General features: G+C 34.2%; 17 protein-coding genes and 1 pseudogene. 5 read left to right on the forward strand and 13 right to left on the reverse strand.

Going from position 1 to position 17,856, the window contains the following annotated elements; translation table 11 throughout:
• Positions 1 to 103: 103 nt before the first annotated feature.
• Positions 104 to 2,098 (reverse strand): S9 family peptidase, encoded by a 1,995-nt coding sequence (locus J3D55_RS16845; protein ID WP_259132647.1) that lies wholly within the window; start codon positions 2,096 to 2,098, stop codon positions 104 to 106.
• A 114-nt stretch (positions 2,099 to 2,212) separates the two neighbouring features.
• On the opposite strand from J3D55_RS16845, the gene J3D55_RS16850 reads away from it, so the two are divergent.
• Positions 2,213 to 3,076: a T9SS type A sorting domain-containing protein gene (locus tag J3D55_RS16850; protein ID WP_259132648.1), complete on the forward strand. Its 864-nt coding sequence runs from the start codon at positions 2,213 to 2,215 to the stop codon at positions 3,074 to 3,076.
• A 66-nt stretch (positions 3,077 to 3,142) separates the two neighbouring features.
• Here the strand turns inward: J3D55_RS16850 and J3D55_RS16855 are convergent, their stop codons facing one another.
• Entirely contained in the window at positions 3,143 to 3,487 is a 345-nt protein-coding gene (locus J3D55_RS16855; protein ID WP_259132649.1) for a phage holin family protein, read from the reverse strand.
• A 297-nt stretch (positions 3,488 to 3,784) separates the two neighbouring features.
• The gene (locus tag J3D55_RS16860; protein ID WP_259132650.1) at positions 3,785 to 4,795 is read right to left on the reverse strand and encodes a LacI family DNA-binding transcriptional regulator; all 1,011 of its coding nucleotides are present in this window, start codon (positions 4,793 to 4,795) and stop codon (positions 3,785 to 3,787) included.
• 181 nt (positions 4,796 to 4,976) lie between these two features.
• On the opposite strand from J3D55_RS16860, the gene J3D55_RS16865 reads away from it, so the two are divergent.
• The 4 genes from J3D55_RS16865 to J3D55_RS16880 all read left to right on the forward strand — a co-directional run bounded on the left by J3D55_RS16865 (position 4,977) and on the right by J3D55_RS16880 (position 8,594).
• Entirely contained in the window at positions 4,977 to 6,410 is a 1,434-nt protein-coding gene (locus J3D55_RS16865) for a mannitol dehydrogenase family protein (protein WP_259132651.1), read from the forward strand.
• A 9-nt stretch (positions 6,411 to 6,419) separates the two neighbouring features.
• On the forward strand, positions 6,420 to 7,028 hold the full coding sequence (locus J3D55_RS16870; protein ID WP_259132652.1) for an MFS transporter: 609 nt from the start codon (positions 6,420 to 6,422) through the stop codon (positions 7,026 to 7,028).
• Positions 6,997 to 7,767, forward strand: a complete 771-nt coding sequence (locus J3D55_RS16875; RefSeq protein WP_259132653.1) for an MFS transporter — start codon at positions 6,997 to 6,999, stop codon at positions 7,765 to 7,767. Before J3D55_RS16870 ends, J3D55_RS16875 begins: the two co-directional genes overlap by 32 nt.
• A gap of 89 nt (positions 7,768 to 7,856) precedes the next feature.
• A complete protein-coding gene (locus J3D55_RS16880) occupies positions 7,857 to 8,594 on the forward strand; it encodes a hypothetical protein (RefSeq protein ID WP_259132654.1) in 738 nt (245 codons plus the stop codon).
• Between the two features lie 110 nt (positions 8,595 to 8,704).
• Here the strand turns inward: J3D55_RS16880 and J3D55_RS16885 are convergent, their stop codons facing one another.
• The 10 genes and pseudogenes from J3D55_RS16885 to J3D55_RS16930 form a co-directional block, all read right to left on the reverse strand.
• Positions 8,705 to 9,127, reverse strand: coding sequence for a PaaI family thioesterase (locus J3D55_RS16885; RefSeq protein WP_259132655.1), 423 nt, complete (start codon positions 9,125 to 9,127; stop codon positions 8,705 to 8,707).
• 358 nt (positions 9,128 to 9,485) lie between these two features.
• Positions 9,486 to 11,610, reverse strand: a pseudogene (locus tag J3D55_RS16890) (type IA DNA topoisomerase).
• A gap of 850 nt (positions 11,611 to 12,460) precedes the next feature.
• Positions 12,461 to 13,117, reverse strand: coding sequence for a hypothetical protein (locus tag J3D55_RS16895; protein WP_259132656.1), 657 nt, complete (start codon positions 13,115 to 13,117; stop codon positions 12,461 to 12,463).
• Between the two features lie 52 nt (positions 13,118 to 13,169).
• Positions 13,170 to 13,736 (reverse strand): DUF6705 family protein, encoded by a 567-nt coding sequence (locus J3D55_RS16900; RefSeq protein WP_259132657.1) that lies wholly within the window; start codon positions 13,734 to 13,736, stop codon positions 13,170 to 13,172.
• 2 nt (positions 13,737 to 13,738) lie between these two features.
• On the reverse strand, positions 13,739 to 14,308 hold the full coding sequence (locus tag J3D55_RS16905) for a DUF6705 family protein (protein WP_310467198.1): 570 nt from the start codon (positions 14,306 to 14,308) through the stop codon (positions 13,739 to 13,741).
• 10 nt (positions 14,309 to 14,318) lie between these two features.
• Positions 14,319 to 15,275: a hypothetical protein gene (locus J3D55_RS16910; protein ID WP_259132659.1), complete on the reverse strand. Its 957-nt coding sequence runs from the start codon at positions 15,273 to 15,275 to the stop codon at positions 14,319 to 14,321.
• Positions 15,235 to 15,789 (reverse strand): hypothetical protein, encoded by a 555-nt coding sequence (locus J3D55_RS16915; RefSeq protein ID WP_259132660.1) that lies wholly within the window; start codon positions 15,787 to 15,789, stop codon positions 15,235 to 15,237. Before J3D55_RS16915 ends, J3D55_RS16910 begins: the two co-directional genes overlap by 41 nt.
• Positions 15,790 to 15,989: 200 nt before the next feature.
• Positions 15,990 to 16,697 carry a pirin family protein gene (locus J3D55_RS16920; protein WP_259132661.1) on the reverse strand — a complete coding sequence of 236 codons (708 nt, stop codon included), beginning with the start codon at positions 16,695 to 16,697 and terminating at the stop codon, positions 15,990 to 15,992.
• Between the two features lie 22 nt (positions 16,698 to 16,719).
• A complete protein-coding gene (locus J3D55_RS16925) occupies positions 16,720 to 16,866 on the reverse strand; it encodes a hypothetical protein (protein WP_259132662.1) in 147 nt (48 codons plus the stop codon).
• Between the two features lie 398 nt (positions 16,867 to 17,264).
• Positions 17,265 to 17,849 (reverse strand): Crp/Fnr family transcriptional regulator, encoded by a 585-nt coding sequence (locus J3D55_RS16930; RefSeq protein ID WP_259132663.1) that lies wholly within the window; start codon positions 17,847 to 17,849, stop codon positions 17,265 to 17,267.
• Between the last annotated feature and the right edge of the window lie 7 nt (positions 17,850 to 17,856).

The following is a 17,856-nucleotide window of genomic DNA, read 5'->3' on the forward strand; positions in this document are numbered from 1 at the left end:
TATATAAATTTTGGTTAAAGCCTTTCCTATTACAAAAACAAAAAGCGGGCTAAAGCCCGCTCCCATTGATATTTTAAAAAAATTAAATTATTTTAATCCTTAATTATAAAGTTTCCTTCAACCAATCAAAGAATTCTCTCTGCCAAACTAAACCGTTTTGAGGATGTAGAACCCAGTGATTTTCGTTCGGGAAATAGACTAATTTAGATTTCAAACCTCTTAATTTTGCAGCCTGAAAAGCTTCCTGACCTTGCTCGTAAGGAACACGGAAATCAATTCCGCCCTGAACGATCATGATGGGTTTATTCCATTTATCGACAAAATTACTTGGGTTGAATTCTGTATATGCTTTTGGCTGTGGTTTTTCCCATGGAGAACCCAAATCCCAATTCGCAAACCAAAGTTCTTCCGTCGTTAGATACCAAGATTTCATATCAAATAATCCGTCGTGAGCGATGAAAGTTTTGAATCTGTTTTCGTGAATTCCAGCCAACATATATACGCTGTAACCTCCGTAACTTGCTCCTACAGCCGCAACTCTATCTCCATCAACATACGGTAAAGTTTTCGCAAAATCTGTCGCTGCCAAATAATCTCTCATCGGCTGTCCTCCCCAATCTTTAGATATTTCTTCGTTCCATTTTGTTCCCCAACCCGGCATTCCGCGACGGTTTGGCGCAACTACGATGTATCCGTTGGCTGCCATTAAAGCAAAGTTCCATCGTACGCTGAAAAATTGTGTCAATGCAGATTGTGGACCTCCCTGACAATATACTAAAGTCGGATATTTTTTGTTCGGATCGAAGTTTGGCGGATAATGAAACCATACTCCCATTTCTTTTCCGTCCGAAGTTTTTACCATTTTTAGTTCAGATTTTCCTTGTGCCAATTTAGAATACATGTCTTTGTTAGCTTCGGTAACCTGCTTCATTTCTCCGTTTTTAAGACTTACAGAGAAAATATCGGTTGCGTGATTAATGTCTGTTCTTCCAACCAAAAGAGAGCTTTTATTGTCGGTAAAAATTTCATTAACATCAAAATCACCTTTTGTAATTTGCTGAACTTTAGCATTTTTAGGATCTAAAGAAAATAATTGCTTTGTTCCTCTGAAAGCTGCCGTGAAATAGATTGATTTAGAATCTCCACCCCAGAAAACATCTCCTGAAACGCTTTCATCCCAACTGCTTGTAAGATTCGTTGTTTTTCCTGACTTCCAATCTAAGATTTTGATATCATTTTTATCTGCTTCATAGCCATCTCTCGCCATACTTTGCCATGACAAAGACTTTCCATCCGGACTGAATTTCGGGTTTACGTCGTACCCTTTATTTGATTCAGTTAAATTTTTTGTCGTTCCTGAAGCTAGATCGTAAGCAAAAATATCGGTATTGGTACTTGTAGAATATGCTGCACCGCTTTTAGGTTTTGTAACATATAAAAGCTGCGCAGAATCGGGACTCCAGATGAAATCTTCCGCTCCACCGAAAGGTCTTTGCGGAGAATCCCACATTTTTCCTTCCAATAAATCTTTAGCAGATTCTACTTTATCAGAAGTATTAACTACAAAAACATGATTGTATTTTCCTTCATTAAAGTAATCCCAGTGTCTGTGATTCAAATCGGTATAAACTTGTGCCGTCGTTTTCGGAGTATCGGAAAATTTGTCTTTTCCCATCACTTTTTCCACCAAAACCTGTTTGCTGAAAGCTATTTTTTTACCATCTGGAGAAATGACAACATTGTCTGCTTCACCGATTGTATAAAATTCTGTCCACGTTTTTCCGTTATCTTTTGAAAGGAAAATCTTGTCTCCTTCCTGAGCATAAATTCCGTTTTTATCCCACTGAATAAGGGCTTTTTTACCCAAATCAATTTTAGCAGACTGATTATTAAGAACATTTAAAAAATAGTTCTCGTTTTTTGTCTTTTCTGTTTTAAGATCGGTCTGTCCCACTTTATAAATAAGCGAAGACTGATCCGGAGAAACTGCCTGTACTCCAACTTTTTTCAAAGTCCAAAGGATTTCAGGTGTCATTAATTGTTGTGCATTCATTAAGAGCGGCGCTGCTAAAGCCAGCAGACTGTACTTAAGTTTCATAAATTCATATTTAATTCAAAGATTGCCAAAGTTATGTAAATGAGTTTACATTCAATTAATGAAACCTTTATAATTTTTTATTAATTTCGTCTCTTAGTACTAAACTACATTTCCATGAAAAAATTTTTACTTACTGCATTCATTTTCAGTTCCCTTTTATATTCTTCACAAATTAATATGAGTCCCGGTGCGACGCATTACAACGATCCTTATCAGGTAACTGTTTCAGGAAGCGGAACAATCTATTATACTACAGATGGGAGTACACCGACATTAAGTTCCAGCTCAGCAACGAACAGTGTACAAATATTAATTAACAGCAATAAAGAAATCAAAGCTTTTGTGGTGAATTCGGGAACAACTTCATCTGTTTTCAGCAAAAAATATTACACAGGAACGATTCCAACGGCAACCATGTATTTTAAAATGCCTTCAAACTGGACGACAGGAAGCTGTGCAATCGCAGATATGGTAAATCCAAATGCAATAAACGGATCTGTTATCGACCCATTATGGCCCGGATTTCCAATGACCAATACAGGATGCGAAAACTGGTATAAAGTAACCCGAAATTTTGAAAATGGAAACGTAAGTTTTAACAACTGCTCTCCTGTTCCGAATATCCCGCAAAGTATCAGTACGAATACAGTTCCTGTAAATGGGGTAATCTATTATGACTTTACAAACGGACCAATCAGTAATCCGCCTTCATGTTTATTTTTAGGAACAAATGAGACTAAAAATAATCCGATCACTTTAGTTAAAATTTATCCGAATCCTGTTTCTGAGATTTTGAAAGTTGATTCTGAGATTGATTTTAAAGAATATGAAATTGTAGATCTTAACGGAAAAATAATTAATGTAAATAAGACTTTCTCAAAGGAAATTTTTATCAATCATCTTCCAAACGGAAATTATTTTATAAAGTTAAAAGACAAAAACGGGAACATTACCCTTTTGAAATTTATCAAGAAATAAAAAACAAAAACCGTCAACTAATCATTGACGGTTTTTTTATAAATTGGTATAGATTTTAGTTTAAATTTAATCTTTGTCGGAGAACATAGAATTCGCAAGAGAAGTAATGATAGAAAGCAAAATACTGAAAATAAGAGCCCAAAGAAAGCCATCGACTTTCATGCTGTCTATAAAATAATCTGCAATAAGAATAATGATCGCATTAATTACCAAGGCAAATAAGCCCAACGTAATGATCGTTAAAGGCAATCCGAAAAGACTCAGAATAGGTTTTACAATTAAATTCAGGATTCCCAGAACAATTGCGAAAATGATCGCCCCTGCAAATCCTGTAAAATGTACTCCCGGTAAAATCATCGTTAAAAGATAAGCAACAATTGCTGTCACAAGAAGTCGGATAATTAAGTTCATAGTATTGATTTTTTTAATGTTTATAGGCTTTCGTGTGCAAAACTTATTCCAATTAAATAAAACAAGGTGATAACAATTATTTCAGTTTAAGAAAAATTAAAATCAGATTGATCTATTTCTGAATATTAAAAGCTTAGAGCCTGTTTAAATTTTATCATCTAAATTTTCTTAATCTAAAATAAACGAAGTTTATTCTTTATTTAAACATTAAGAATTTAAGAATTCTGAAGCATAAATCCTTAAAATATTAACTTCTTAATGTTAAAAAATCTTTGTAAGAAAATTTTAAACACGCTCTCAATTAAGAGTTGAAGCTCTGTACACCAATTCCGTATCCATTATAATGGTTTGGTTTGGTGCAGAAATATCTTTTATTTTTTCTAAAATTAATTTTGCTGCCGTTTCGCCCATTTTTACCAAGGGTTGTTGCACACTTGTTAATTTCGGATGTACAATAGTGGCTAATTCGGTTCCTGAAAAACTTGCAAAAGCGACTTGTTCCGGGATTTTAATTCCTTGCTCAAGAAGATAATTCATAGCTCCGATCGCCAACGTATCACTGAAAGCAAAAATACTGTCGAATTCTATTTTCTTTTCTAATAGCTGTTTTGCAGCGTTTTCTCCGGCTTCGAACATCATACCGTCGGTTTTTATAATTAATTCAGGATCAAAAATATAATGCTTTGTCAAGATCCGTTTGTAGCCCATTTCTCTTTCTACCGCATTGCGAATTGTGGAAGGTCCCATAATGTGGGCAATTCTTTTTCTGCCCGTGTTGATTAAATGTTCAACCACCAATGACGCTTTGATATTATCATCCACCACGACTTTTGAAACATCTAATGTTTTACTCGGGATTCTGTCGAAAAAAACAAAAGGAATTCCTCTGTCCATAATCTCTTTGTACAGCTCTTCATTATAGGTTTCGTGGCAGAGATTAATGATAATTCCGTCCACATTAAATTCTTCTAAAAGCTGTAGGTTTTTCCTTTCAATTAAAGGATTTTCGTCCGACTGAGTAATAATCACACGATATCCGAGCGGATACAAAATATTCTGGATTCCCTGAAGAACTTTTGATGAAAAAGGGGTGATCATCTCAGGAACCACCAATCCGATATTCTTTGTCTGACCGTATTTTAAGCTTAAAGCTGTCGGGTTTGGTTTATACCCTAATTTTTCGGCTGCTTCAAGAACTTTTTTCTGAGTTTCGGCATTAATATTTTTATCATTTAGCAGTGCCCTTGAGATCGTAGAAGTAGACAAGGATAAGAATTTGGATAAATCTTTAATGGTAATTCTTTTCATCAGGTGCTTTTTTGAGGTCGATTTTCATCAAAAGTACATAAAAAATATGCAAATGGGAACGTTCCCAACATTTTGGGAACGTTCCCACAAAGAATTTTCAAATAAAAAACATTTCCAATAATTAAATTACTATAAGTTTGAGAAATCGACTCCTATTTAAAATAAATATAAAATTTTTCACATGGATATACAAGCTTATCAATACGATTCTAAAACCATAAAATCCGGTATTCTGCACGTTGGTGTGGGTAATTTTCACAGAGCGCATCAACAATTCTATACCGATCAATTATTAAAAAATGAAGATCAGCAACATTGGGGAATCTGTGGGGTTTGTCTGCTTCCGTCTGATGAAAAAATTGTCAATAATTTAAGATCTCAAAACCTTGATTATACTTTAACCATTTGCGGAAGAGACGGAAAAGATGAAATTCATAAAATCGGTTCATTAACAGAATTGATTTGGGGTATTGAAGACCCGAAAGCGGTGGTTGATAAAATTGCAGACCGCGCTATTAAAATCATTACTTTAACCATTACAGAAGGTGGATATAATTTGGATAAAGAAACAAATGAATTTAATTTAAATGATGAAAAAATTAAACATGATCTTGAAAACCCTGAAAATCCAACAACTGTTTTTGGTTTTATAGCAGAAGGGCTTCGTAAAAGAAAAGCAGAGGGAAACGGAAGCATTACCATTTTATCTTGTGACAACCTTCAACACAATGGAAATACGGCAAAAAGAGCATTCACTACGTTTATTGAAACCCAAGATAAAGACTTAGCTGAATGGGTAAAAACCAACGTTACTTTCCCGAACAGTATGGTCGACAGAATTACACCCGCAACTTCTCCCGAAGATGTTGTAAGGCTGAATAAAAAAAGCGGAATTGATGATAAAGCTCCCGTTTATTGTGAAGATTTTACGCAATGGGTAATTGAGGACAATTTTATTGCAGGAAGACCTGCTTGGGAAAAAGTTGGCGTAGAATTTACTCAGGATGTGACGGCTTTTGAAAACATGAAATTAAGCCTGTTAAACGCTTCTCACATGCTGCTTTCTTATCCTTCATTTTTAAAAGGCTACAGAAAAGTGGATGAAGCGATGGAAGATAAAAGTATTGTAAAATTTATCCGTGATTTTATGGATATAGACATCACCCCTTACGTTCCGGCTCCCGAAAATACCGATCTGGAAAAATACAAACAGACTTTGATCGAAAGATTCTCGAATAAAAGCGTGAGCGACCAAGTAAGCAGATTATGTTTTGACGGAATTTCAAAACTGCCGGTTTATATGATGCCGAATCTTGCGAAAATGATCAATGATGACAAAGATTTGACTCGTGTTGCCTTTCTATTCGCTTCTTACAGACATTATTTAAAATATAAAATCGATGATAAAGGACATTCTTACGAGGTTGCCGAACCGTGGATAAATGAAAATGATGAGAACCTCATTTCAAGTGATGATCCGATTGATTTCTTAGGTTTATCTGCTTTTAAAAGTATTGATTTAAAAAAATCAAACCAATTTGTTCAGCTCTATGAAAAATTTGTAAGCGAAATTAAAAATCTGGGAACGGGTAAGGCATTAGAACTAATAATATAAAAAACACTTATGATAGCTAATTCAGATATTAAAAAGCTTGATACCAAGACGAATACCAGTATATTTCCGTTCGCGATTATTACGTTTATTTATTTTATTGTTGGTTTTTTAACCACCGTAAATGAACAGTTGCAAGCTCCTTTGAAGTTCACCTTTCTTTCTCATGCAGGAAGTTTGAAAAATACATTTACCACTCTTATTTCCTTCTTTTTCTTCTTAGGATATTTATTAAACGGAACTTTAGGAAGTAAATGGGTGAATGCTTTCGGATATAAAAATACCATTCTGAGAGGTTTGTTATTTATGATTTCAGGATTGTTTATGTATCTTTTCTCATCATGGTTTGGTTCACAATATCCTACTGTGGAATTTGGTATTGGTGATGCTATTATTCCTTTCGGATTTATTATTTTCGTGACGGGATCTTATTTAATGGGAACTTCGGCAGCAATTATTCAGGTTGTTGTGAATCCTTATGCGGCTTCTTATCAGCTAAAAGGAACGCAACCTGTGCAAAGATTGAATATTTTAACAGCCATTAATTCTATCGGAAACTACTTCTGCCCCATTCTTCGTTACTGTTGTGATGTTCAGTGGTATTTCGATCGAAAGTATTGAAATAAAACAATTATTACTCCCACTTTCTATATTAATTGCCTGTATTTTAATCGTTATTTTAATTACAAAAAAGCTTCACCTTCCCGATATCGAAAATACAAGAGCCGTTGCGGGAGAAAAATTAGAAAGAAGCATTTGGTCGTTCAGACATTTTGCATTGGGCGTTTTGGCGATTTTCTTTTATGTCGGGACAGAAGTTGCGATTGGTGCCAATATCAACCTTCATGCATTTGAACTAACGGAATCCGGTCATCCAATTACTTTCTTTGGAAAAACCGACATCATGATCGGCGGAATGGATCTGGGAATTCATGCTTTACTTTCCACATTATATTGGGGTGGATTTTTAGTAGGAAGATCAATTTCAAGTTTTCTGAGCCATATTTCTGCAAAAACTCAATTAGCTGTTACCACTATTTTAGCTACCATCTTAGCTATTATCGCCATGATCACTCAAAATCTTTGGTTTCTGGTTGCGATCGGACTTTTACATTCATCCATGTGGAGCTGCATCTATTCTCTTTCGATAAAAGGTTTGAATAAATATACTTCAAAAGCTTCGGGAGTTTTCATTTCAGCAGTATTTGGTGGAGCGGTCTTTACGCTGGTTCAGGGAGGATTGGCAGATGCTTTCGGATCTTGGAGATGGACTTGGATATTGACCGTAATCTGTGAATTATTAATGCTTTCTTACGCTTTATTCGGATCAAAAATCAGAGAAAAAGATTTAATTAATTAACATTCATATTCGATTTTTTACATTTCTATTATCTGGTATTTTGTATCGGATATAGGAATGTTTTAGCTAAAAATTAAAACACAAATGTCATGATCAGAACTAAATTATTGTTGATTTTGTCAATCATCATAGGAACTTCATTGCTTTACAGCCAGAAAATACATTCAGCTTTGCAACTCAGAAACAGTCATTTATGGCGCGGACAGGAAGTTTCTTCGGGTTTCATTTATACAGGAGATGTACATTTGGACGGGAAGAATTTCTATGGCGGATTCTGGACCGGTGGAAATGTTGATGGTTCCTACAAAGAATTCAACAATTATGCAGGATATAAAAATAAACATCTTACCGTAGAACTTTGGGATATTTATAATTTTTCACCTGCTGCAACGTACAATAACAAAGAGTTTTTCAATTATAATGCAAACGAAACCGGACGTTTTTGGGATTTAAGATCATATTATCTCATCAGTGATAAAATTCCTTTAACATTAAGTGCAAATACGGTCGTTTTCGGTCGCGACAGGAATAAAGAAAATACGGAAAACAAATATTCGTCCTTCGTTTCCGCGGAATATCCTGTTTATAAAAAGGAAGATGAAAATCTGGAAGTCCGCACAAGAGTCGGTTACGGTTTTGCATTGAATCATGCCGGAGAAAAAAGTAATTTTTTCGCTAAAAAAGACGGCATTACTGAAGTAAGTTTAATTGTTTCTAAAACTTTCATGATTGCAGGGTACAAAATTCCCATCGGAATTTGGGGAATGTGGAATCCCGTTGGAAATAATGCTTTTCTGCAGTTTTCTGTTCAGGCGTTTTCGTTCTGATCCGAGTTTGAGAGTTGGAGGGTCTTAGAGTTTGAGGGTAAGAAGATTTGAGTTTTTTAATTTAGATTGAGTTTGAAATGATATGTTATAAAATTATTATACCTTATTTTTTATCTTATCTTCATCATCGTAACCAAAGAAGTCGCGACATGACTTTCTGATTTTCCGTTTTCATCAACCGTATAAATCTCTGTTCTGATGACACTTATTTTTGCACCACCTTTCACAACATATGATTTTGAAACCAAAGCGTCACCGATTGCCGGTCTTAAATAATTGACCTTCAACTCTACTGTCACCACGTAACAATCTTCCGCATAATGGCTTACCGCGGCATAACCTGAAGAAACATCTACCAAAGACGCGATCATTGCTCCGTTGAACATTCCCGCTTTTCTGGTCATGAGTTCCATTTTTGGAATTTTCATGGAGATAAAATCGGTATCAACTTCCAGCAATTCTGCTTTATAGAATTGTAATGTTTCGGAACGGTTGAAACTGTCTGTGATGAGTTGCCTTTTTTCTGGGGTCATTTTTCTATTTTAAATGCAAATGTAGTTTAAACACAAATTTCCACAAATCTTTTTCTCAAATAGCACAAAACTATTATACAAATTGCATTACCACATAGTTTGTCATTCTGATTTTTAAGTTTTGGCTAAAGCCATTTGAAGGTTGGATAAAATGAAAACGGGCTAAAGCCCGTTCTTATTGATATTATTATGGCTATAAAATCGTGTTATTCGTGAAAAATATTTGTGGAAATTTGTGTTTAGAAAAAAAATGCTTCAATAGCCTCATCATGACATCGCTACAAATACGCTGTTAAAATAAAGCAGTTAGTATTAGAAATGTCATGCTGAGCTCCGTCGAAGCATCCCTATTATTAAATTAGTTCAGTAGAATCTGAAAATTTTCATCCAAAGATAAAACACCTTCCGACAAACTTTCGGGATGTGTTGTAAACCCTTTCAGTTTTGAAGTTTTTCCTTTCAGAACCAAGTCCATTAATTGTTTATCTGATAATTTTTTACCGAAAATATCGAAAGAAATTTTAAAGCCACAATTCTTAAAATCAGAACAGCCGACTGCGGTTTTTCCTTTCATCAGATTATGTTCTTTACATTTCGGACATTTGGTTTCTTCCCACGACTGAAGCTCTTTTTTTACAGCAGGTTCACGTTTTTTCTTTTCCGTTACCACTTCTTTTTCTTCATGTAAGGTGAAGACTTTTGCTTTCCCGTACACCACTTTTTTAGTCAGTTTCCGTTACCATCTGAATCAATTCTTCTTTAAACTGATTGGCTTCATATTCACCGCTTTCAATTTTACGAAGTTTTAATTCCCATTCTCCTGTTAATTCCGGGCTTTTCAGCAATTCGTCTTCAATTGTATCGATTAACTGAATTCCGGTTTGCGTGGCGATGAGGTTTTTCCTTTTCTTCTCGATATATTTTCTTTTGAAAAGCGTTTCAATGATGTTTGCTCGAGTCGAAGGTCTTCCGATTCCGTTATTTTTCAACATTTCTCGAAGCTCTTCATCATCCACCTGTTTTCCGGCAGTTTCCATTGCTCTCAAAAGCGTTGCTTCCGTGTAAGGCTTTGGCGGAGTCGTTTTTCCCTGATGAATCATCGGATCGTGCGGTCCGGTTTCTCCAACAATAAATTCAGGAATCGTCTGTTCTTCTTCCTTCTCTTTTTCTTTATCCGTCGGTTCTTCTTTGGCATCTTTCGCATAAACAGCTCTCCAACCTGGCTCAAGAACCTGTCTTCCGCTTGTTTTAAAAGGAATTGTTCCTACCTGTCCTTCTACCAAAGTATTTGAAATTTTACATTCGGGATAAAAAACGGCAATAAAACGTTTCGCAATCAAATCATACACCAACTTTTCTTCCCTTGTCAGATTCTGAGAAGGCGGAATTTCGGTCGGAATAATCGCATGGTGATCGGTTACTTTTGCATCATCAAAAACAGTTTTTGATTTCGGAATCGGAGCTTCCAATAAAGGCGCAACGAGTTCCTGATAAAAATGCATTTTGCGAAGGATTCCGTCTATTTTAGGGTAAAGACTTTCGGATAGATAGGTCGTATCAACACGCGGATACGTCACATGTTTTTTCTCGTAAAGACTTTGAATATATTTCAACGTGCTGTCTGCAGAATAGCCATATTTTTTGTTGGCTTCCACTTGAAGTCCCGTCAAATCGAAGAGTCTCGGATTTTTTTCTTTTCCTTCTTTAATTTCGAAAGAAACGATCTCAAAAGGATTTAGCTTTAAATATTCCAAGCCTTTTTCGGCGCGGTCTAAGGTTTTTAAACGGTCGATCGCAGCGTTGAAAATAACGTCACGGTATTTGGTTTTAAGTTCCCAATATTCTTCAGTCGTAAAAGCATCGATCTCTTTCTGACGCTGAACGAGCATCGCCAACGTCGGAGTCTGCACTCTTCCGATAGACAAAACAGCCTTATTTCCGCCAAACTTTTTCGTGAAAAGTCGCGTTGCATTGATTCCCAACAACCAGTCTCCGATCGCTCTTGCATTTCCTGCGAGATAGAGATTTTTGTAATCTTCGGCAGGTTTTAATTTTTGAAAACCTTCTTTAATCGCTTCTTCGGTAAGAGACGAAATCCACAAACGCTGAACAGGTTTGTTGCATTTTGCTTTCTGTAGCACCCATCTCTGAATCAGCTCTCCCTCTTGTCCCGCATCCCCGCAATTGATGACCTCATCACATTCTCCGACCAATCTTTCAATCACTTTAAACTGATTTTCAACGCCTTTGTTCGGAATTAATTTGATCCCAAAATTCGCAGGAATAATCGGCAGTAAAAACAGATTCCACGATTTGTATTGCGGACCGTAATCGTGAGGTTCTTTGAGGGTGCAAAGATGTCCGAAAGTCCATGTCACACAATAGCCGTTTCCTTCCATATACCCTTGTTTGGGCATGGTTGCGCCCAATACTTTGGCGATATCTCTGGCAACACTGGGTTTTTCGGCAATACAAAGTTTCATGAATATTCGGGATTATTGAAAGGGTTGCAAAAATCGGGAATTTTTTTGGATTTTGGGTAAGGTTGTTTGGTATTAGTTAATCATAATTTTTAGTTGTTATTGATTGTAAATCGTTATTTTTTTGTCGAGAATGCTTTCCGATATAGTTTTTCTTATTTTAAGAGCCTGTTTAAAATTTACATTACAAATTTTTGTAATCCCGTTGAAATATAGTTTTTATGTTTTCTTGAGAATAAAAGTTTTGTATCGAAAGACTTAGATTTCTTTCAAATGGAATTCACTATTATTTTTTAACGCAAAGATTATATTTATATTCCGTATTATTTTAGGAAGCAAAGACAAATAAAATTTGCTTCGCAAAGCGTGAAAACAGCGCTTCCTCAAATCAACTTGTTGATTCATCTTTGCTCACTTCAATTAAATTACTATTGAATTAAATCTTTGCGTTAAAAAATTAGTACTGCTTTTTAAAATGTTTGAATTAAATTTAAACAGACTCTAAAAGTTTATCACTTTCTTATTAAAGTTACAAAAAGCATAGCCAAAGTTCTTAAAAGTCAAATCACAGTAAAAACAATCATATCTCAAGTAATAAAAAGTATACTTAGAATTACAAAAAGTATCGACAAAGTTGCAAGAATCTATTTTAAAGTCGTTAAAAGTATAAATGATGATGCAAGAATATTAATTGGGAATGTTAATATTATATTTGGAGTTACAAGAATATACTTTAGAGTTGGAAGAATTACAATCGCAGTAAGAAAAACTATACTTTAAGTGGTAAGTTTTATAAATGATGTAACAAGAATATTTAATTCAAACTATGGAAATACATTAATATGCATACATATTATGTCTTTATTTTAAAGAAAAATATTTTACTTTTTTTATTAGAAAGATAAGAAGATGTATCAATAATATTTTTTTTCATTCTTCTTGGTATTATATTAAAATCGACTTCTTTAATAGTCGTAATTTTTAATGTGGTATAAATAGGATGTATTATTTTTACTCCAAGCCCGTTAGACCAAATTTCATTTTTTTTAATATTATTTTCTTTCGTTGAATAAATACTTTCAAGTAATGTATATTTTCTATTTAAATATTTAGTAAAATGTTTTAGTTGATCGTTACCTAAATTTTCAACAAATGAAATTATATAGCTGTTTTTACCTATTGTTTTTATTTTAAATATGTATTCTGATCTTTTTAATAGACTGTCATGAAATTCTACGGGAACGTAAGTCTTTTGTACATTCCTATAATTATCATAAAAGGAATAGGCAGGCTTGTTTAGCTGCTTATTCCTTTTAATCATAATTTTTTTGTCAAGATCGAAAATAAATAAATCTACTTTTACCGAATCTTTTATTCCAACCTTTGCACTAGAATTATTTTCTATTAGTGAGTAAGAAATATTTTCATTAAGTTTTTTCCATTTAATACTCTGCCCATAAAGATTAAAAATTGGGACAATTAAAAGAAATAAAATTTTAATTCTATCCATTATTATTTTAGTATATGATTAGAAAAACTTGTCAAAAGAAATATTTAATATTTTACTGCTTTGTTAAAGTAATATTTGTAGGGATTCCCCAACCCGCACCCGGAGTAGGAGAACTCCCGTTGATACTAATATTTTCCCTTGGGGTCATCTTCCATTCCATTGTTGTAGGATTAATAATTTGTAAATCCATATACACAGGTTTACGAACTATCCTATCATTACCAACCAATGTAATCATATTCTGATTATTAGATAAATTGCTACCTTGCATTAATGGGCAATTAGGATCCGTATATCCATTAAATGTAAAATTTAATCTATCAATTAAAAGATTTCCATTCTTTATGTATTTATAACCACCATAAAGTGTGTCCTGATAATAGTCATTAAGTCCAAAAGCATCATCATGTTCCTTTTTGATTATTTTCACGGTAAACTCATCACTTCCATTGGAATATTTCCAAGTTCCGACAAACTTATCTAAAATACCCGTAGTATCTTTAATATAATTACCGCTATGTAATACATTGGTGTCATAATTAGTGAGTGGATAAGTGGTTTGGCCATTCATCAGTGTAAAAGATACAAGTAGACTTAAAAATAAAAATGTATTTTTCATATTTACTGCTTTATCAGAGTAACACTCGTCGGAATTCCCCAACCCGCACCCGGAGTAGGAGAACTCCCGTTGATACTAATATTTTCTCTAGGAGTCATTTTCCATTCCATTGTTGTAGGATTAACTATCTTTAGCTCAATATAAACAGGCTTATGAACTATAACGTCATCACCTAAAAGACTAATGTCATTATAATTATTTGAAAGATTTCCACTACCCAAAATAATAGGAAAGTTTGGATCATAAAGTCCATTAAACGTAAAATTTACTCGATCCACCACTATGCTACCATTCTTTATGTATTTATATCCTCCATATAAGAAATCTTTATAATAATCGCGCATTCCAAAAATGTTGTCATGTTCTTTTTTGATAATTTTTACGGTAAATTCGTCGTTTCCATTGATGTATTTCCAAGTTCCCACAAATTTATCTAAGACTCCTGTTGTATCTTGAATGTAATTACCACTATGAAGTACATCTGTACTATAATTGGTTAATGGGTATGTAGTTTGGCAATTCATAAGCGTTAACGAAAATACTAAACTTGATAATAAAAATATATTTTTCATAATGTTTTTTTTAGTTTGGACAATTGGTTTTGGTTGTTTTATTGGTTAGCGGGTTATAAATTAACTGCTGCCATGTAGAAAAATCAGGTGAAGATTTAAATAATTGTATTCCTGCAAATTTTGTGTCAAAAAATCTAGCAAGTCCATTCTCGTTTTGATCTATATTATTTTTTTTATTAATCAATTCTTCATATTCATCTTCTTTCAATTTCTTAATATTATCAAACTCCCAACCCGCAAAATAAAGATTAGTCCAAGCATTAAAAGAATTAAGATCTGTTATGGTCATAGCATATTGTGTACCGTTATCGGTGACAAGATAGAAAACGGTATTCTCGTTGAAGTTTCCGTTATCGATTCCATCCTTAATCGCAAAAATATCTGCTAAAGAAAATATGGTAAGACCACTTGCTTTATGAGTGTGCATAAATACAGGGTATACATCGAATCCTAATTCGGCTTCAATATTATGAGCAATATCTAATTCTTCAAAGAATCGCGGTTCTAACTCATTACTGGCATTTTGATACATACCATAGGCAATCTCTCCAGGAATTTGCGGATTCACAGAAGGTAAATTTTCTTTCAGAATCTGAAGCATTCCCTTAGTAGTTTTTAGTGGTGTAGTACCAATGATATTCTTTGAGAGAGAGTTTTTCAATTTATTACAAGGATTATTGGTGATTGTATTACCAAAACCTCCTCCCGGGTTATTACCATCATAAGGTCCTGTAACAACAGATCCGTTACCGGGCGACGCACCCCCGCCATCACATGTAATAATAATTTCATACGATATACCAGTATAAGAATAAGAATCGGTAGGTGCTTTCCCCGGTGTATTCTTATAGTCACAATCACCTATATGTGCATAATCGTGCTTATTTTCATAACACATTGTGCCAGAAACAAATATATTAACAAAATTAGGCCATGATCTGGCAAGGGTTTGCCAAATATTTTCCAAAAATGTCAGCCCCTTTTCTTTTACCAATAGGCTCAATCGTAACGTGATCTTTTAAATCTTCAAGGGTAAATTTACCTAGGTTTTCAAGTGCAGTTTTATCATAAGAAGAAATATAGGCTTCAAATTCAGAATTTCCTGTATTGCTTAATACCAGATTCTCTAAAACATCCGAACTGTTTTCTCTCTTTTCTATTTTGAAAGTATAAGTTTTATGTCCTTTTTCATCTTCAACATAAAAAGACATGTCAGTATTCACTGAAAACTCTTCTTCCGAATCTGTATAAGTTTTGGAGTTTGTATTCTTAAGACCGGATAAAGCTTTGAAAGCAGCAATTTTATTTGCTATAGTAGGAGACTGCTGTTTAAGCTGTTCATAGCTTAGCTGTTTAGCAGTATAAAATTGTTTTGTTTCGCCTGTTCGTCCTTCATAATCTACAAATTCGTTTCGGCAGGAATGTAATGTTGTTAACAAGACTATCAGCATCGATAGCCTGAGAATAATTTTTCTCCTCATAATCATTTGTTTTTTTTGTTTGTTAAATATATAATTTTTTAATTACTCCACAAATATGTGAAAAACAATTTAAGAACATACAGTCAAAAACTATCGATTTCCGCATTATTTTTCAATAAAATTACCATACAAAAAAGCTCCCTTAAAAAAGAGAGCCAACCAACAATAATCATGAAACTAACTTCATTACTATAACTTTATTACATCGTCATAGGAACATCCATTAAAAGGATTTCCGTGTTTTCTGATGTTGCCTTAATTTTTACATCTGAAATATCCCAAACTCCGAAACCGTCTCTTTCTTCCAATTTTTGGTCTCCGATTTCTGCGCTTCCTTTAATGATAAAAGCATAGACGCCGTTTCCTTTTTTTCTGATCTGATAATTGGTTTCGATATTATTTTCAAAATTCCCTAAATGAAACCACGCATCCTGATGAATCCAAACTCCGTCGTCATCAGCATTTGGAGATAATATTTGCTGGAATTTGTTCTTGCTTTTTGTTTTATCTAAAGTAACCTGATCGTATCTTGGAGCCACATTTCTTTTGTTCGGATATACCCAGATTTGCAAGAATTTTACCGGTTGATCGCTGTTTTTATTGAATTCACTGTGCATAATTCCTGTTCCTGCACTCATCACCTGAATATCTCCGCTTTTGATAATGGCAGAATTTTCCATGCTGTCTTTATGTTCTAGATCTCCTTCCAACGGAATACTGATGATTTCCATATTATCGTGAGGATGTGTTCCGAAACCTCTTCCTCCATCTACTTTATCGTCATTCAAGACTCTCAACACCCCAAAATGCATTCTTTCAGGATTGTGATAATTGGCAAAACTGAAGGTATGATTGCTCACCAACCAGCCGTGATCTGCCTTTCCTCTTGAATCTGCTTTATGAATCACAGAATTGTCTTTAATTTTTGATTCAGGATTGGGTAAATGGTTGTAACCGATCGGTTTCTAACGGTTCGATTTCGTCGATCTCATTTTTCATCGTATTTCCCAATGAAGCGGATGCCACAAACATTCCTGTTCCCAATAATCCTTTCTTTAAAAAATCTTTTCTGTCCATATCTGTTAGTTATTTATTCGTTTTTGATAAGACAAATTTAGGGTGATGAAAATTGCTGTGCATTTAACTAGTTTAATAAATTCAGTTTTTTGAAGAAAATAATTAATTCTTTTGTATTGAAACAAAAGCACCAAAAATTCTCTTTTAACGCAAAGGGTCGCAAGGTTTTTATTTTAAATTGTTCTGCATATTTTCGTTCGCAAAGGCGTTCTACTCAGCAAAGATGATCCATAAAGTTTGTTATCCCGTAGGGATCTAGGCTCGAATCATTTTAGATTAATTTTTAAAAACTTTGCTTAGATCCCTACGGGATGACAATATTGTGAATATTTTTCAGATTAAAGGAGAAAAATGCTTCTTGAGGCGGAATAATTTATGTTTTGATTTAATTGGAGAAATTATTTTTCTTTGGAAGCGAGGCGTTTTCGGATAGTGCTTACGAATTCTTTGGAAACGCCGAGATAAGACGCGATATAGTATTGCGCGACTCTTTGAGGAATGGACGGATACACTTTTACGAATTCTAAATATCGGTCTGATGCCGCTTTTGAAATCGTATTGACCAATCGGTTTTGCAAGGTAGAAAGATTTCTCTGCACCAACATTCTGAATACTCTTTCGAATTTTGGAATTTCAGTCAGGAGCTTTTCTTTTGTAGTGGGATTCAGCATGTAAATTTCTGAATCTTCCAAGGTTTCGATGTATAATCGAGAAGGTTTTTGATCCTGAAATGAGGCAATATCACTAATCCACCAGTCTTCGATGGCGAATAAAATGGTTACTTCAAAGCCGTTATCATCGAGATAATATACCCTTACACACCCTTTTTGGATGTAGCCTTCAAACTGGCAAATCTCACCTTCCCTCAGCAAAACCGTTTTCTTGGGAAATGTCTGAAACGTTAATGAATCGGTAAAAAATTTTTCTTCTTTTTCGCTAAGATTGATGAATCGTGTTACATTTTCGATGATATTTTCAGACATAGATTGC

The sequence above is a fragment of the Chryseobacterium ginsenosidimutans genome (assembly GCF_024807225.1).
Taxonomy (GTDB): domain Bacteria; phylum Bacteroidota; class Bacteroidia; order Flavobacteriales; family Weeksellaceae; genus Chryseobacterium; species Chryseobacterium ginsenosidimutans.

What these genes read in the sequence shown, in the direction of transcription:
- J3D55_RS16845 (WP_259132647.1), bottom strand. Translation starts at nt 2,098, where the DNA reads ATGAAACTTAAGTACAGTCTGCTGGCTTTAGCAGCGCCGCTCTTAATG.
- J3D55_RS16850 (WP_259132648.1), top strand. Translation starts at nt 2,213, where the DNA reads ATGAAAAAATTTTTACTTACTGCATTCATTTTCAGTTCCCTTTTATAT.
- J3D55_RS16855 (WP_259132649.1), bottom strand. Translation starts at nt 3,487, where the DNA reads ATGAACTTAATTATCCGACTTCTTGTGACAGCAATTGTTGCTTATCTT.
- J3D55_RS16860 (WP_259132650.1), bottom strand. Translation starts at nt 4,795, where the DNA reads ATGAAAAGAATTACCATTAAAGATTTATCCAAATTCTTATCCTTGTCT.
- J3D55_RS16865 (WP_259132651.1), top strand. Translation starts at nt 4,977, where the DNA reads ATGGATATACAAGCTTATCAATACGATTCTAAAACCATAAAATCCGGT.
- J3D55_RS16870 (WP_259132652.1), top strand. Translation starts at nt 6,420, where the DNA reads ATGATAGCTAATTCAGATATTAAAAAGCTTGATACCAAGACGAATACC.
- J3D55_RS16875 (WP_259132653.1), top strand. Translation starts at nt 6,997, where the DNA reads ATGTTCAGTGGTATTTCGATCGAAAGTATTGAAATAAAACAATTATTA.
- J3D55_RS16880 (WP_259132654.1), top strand. Translation starts at nt 7,857, where the DNA reads ATGATCAGAACTAAATTATTGTTGATTTTGTCAATCATCATAGGAACT.
- J3D55_RS16885 (WP_259132655.1), bottom strand. Translation starts at nt 9,127, where the DNA reads ATGACCCCAGAAAAAAGGCAACTCATCACAGACAGTTTCAACCGTTCC.
- J3D55_RS16895 (WP_259132656.1), bottom strand. Translation starts at nt 13,117, where the DNA reads ATGGATAGAATTAAAATTTTATTTCTTTTAATTGTCCCAATTTTTAAT.
- J3D55_RS16900 (WP_259132657.1), bottom strand. Translation starts at nt 13,736, where the DNA reads ATGAAAAATACATTTTTATTTTTAAGTCTACTTGTATCTTTTACACTG.
- J3D55_RS16905 (WP_310467198.1), bottom strand. Translation starts at nt 14,308, where the DNA reads ATGAAAAATATATTTTTATTATCAAGTTTAGTATTTTCGTTAACGCTT.
- J3D55_RS16915 (WP_259132660.1), bottom strand. Translation starts at nt 15,789, where the DNA reads ATGAGGAGAAAAATTATTCTCAGGCTATCGATGCTGATAGTCTTGTTA.
- J3D55_RS16925 (WP_259132662.1), bottom strand. Translation starts at nt 16,866, where the DNA reads ATGGACAGAAAAGATTTTTTAAAGAAAGGATTATTGGGAACAGGAATG.
- J3D55_RS16930 (WP_259132663.1), bottom strand. Translation starts at nt 17,849, where the DNA reads ATGTCTGAAAATATCATCGAAAATGTAACACGATTCATCAATCTTAGC.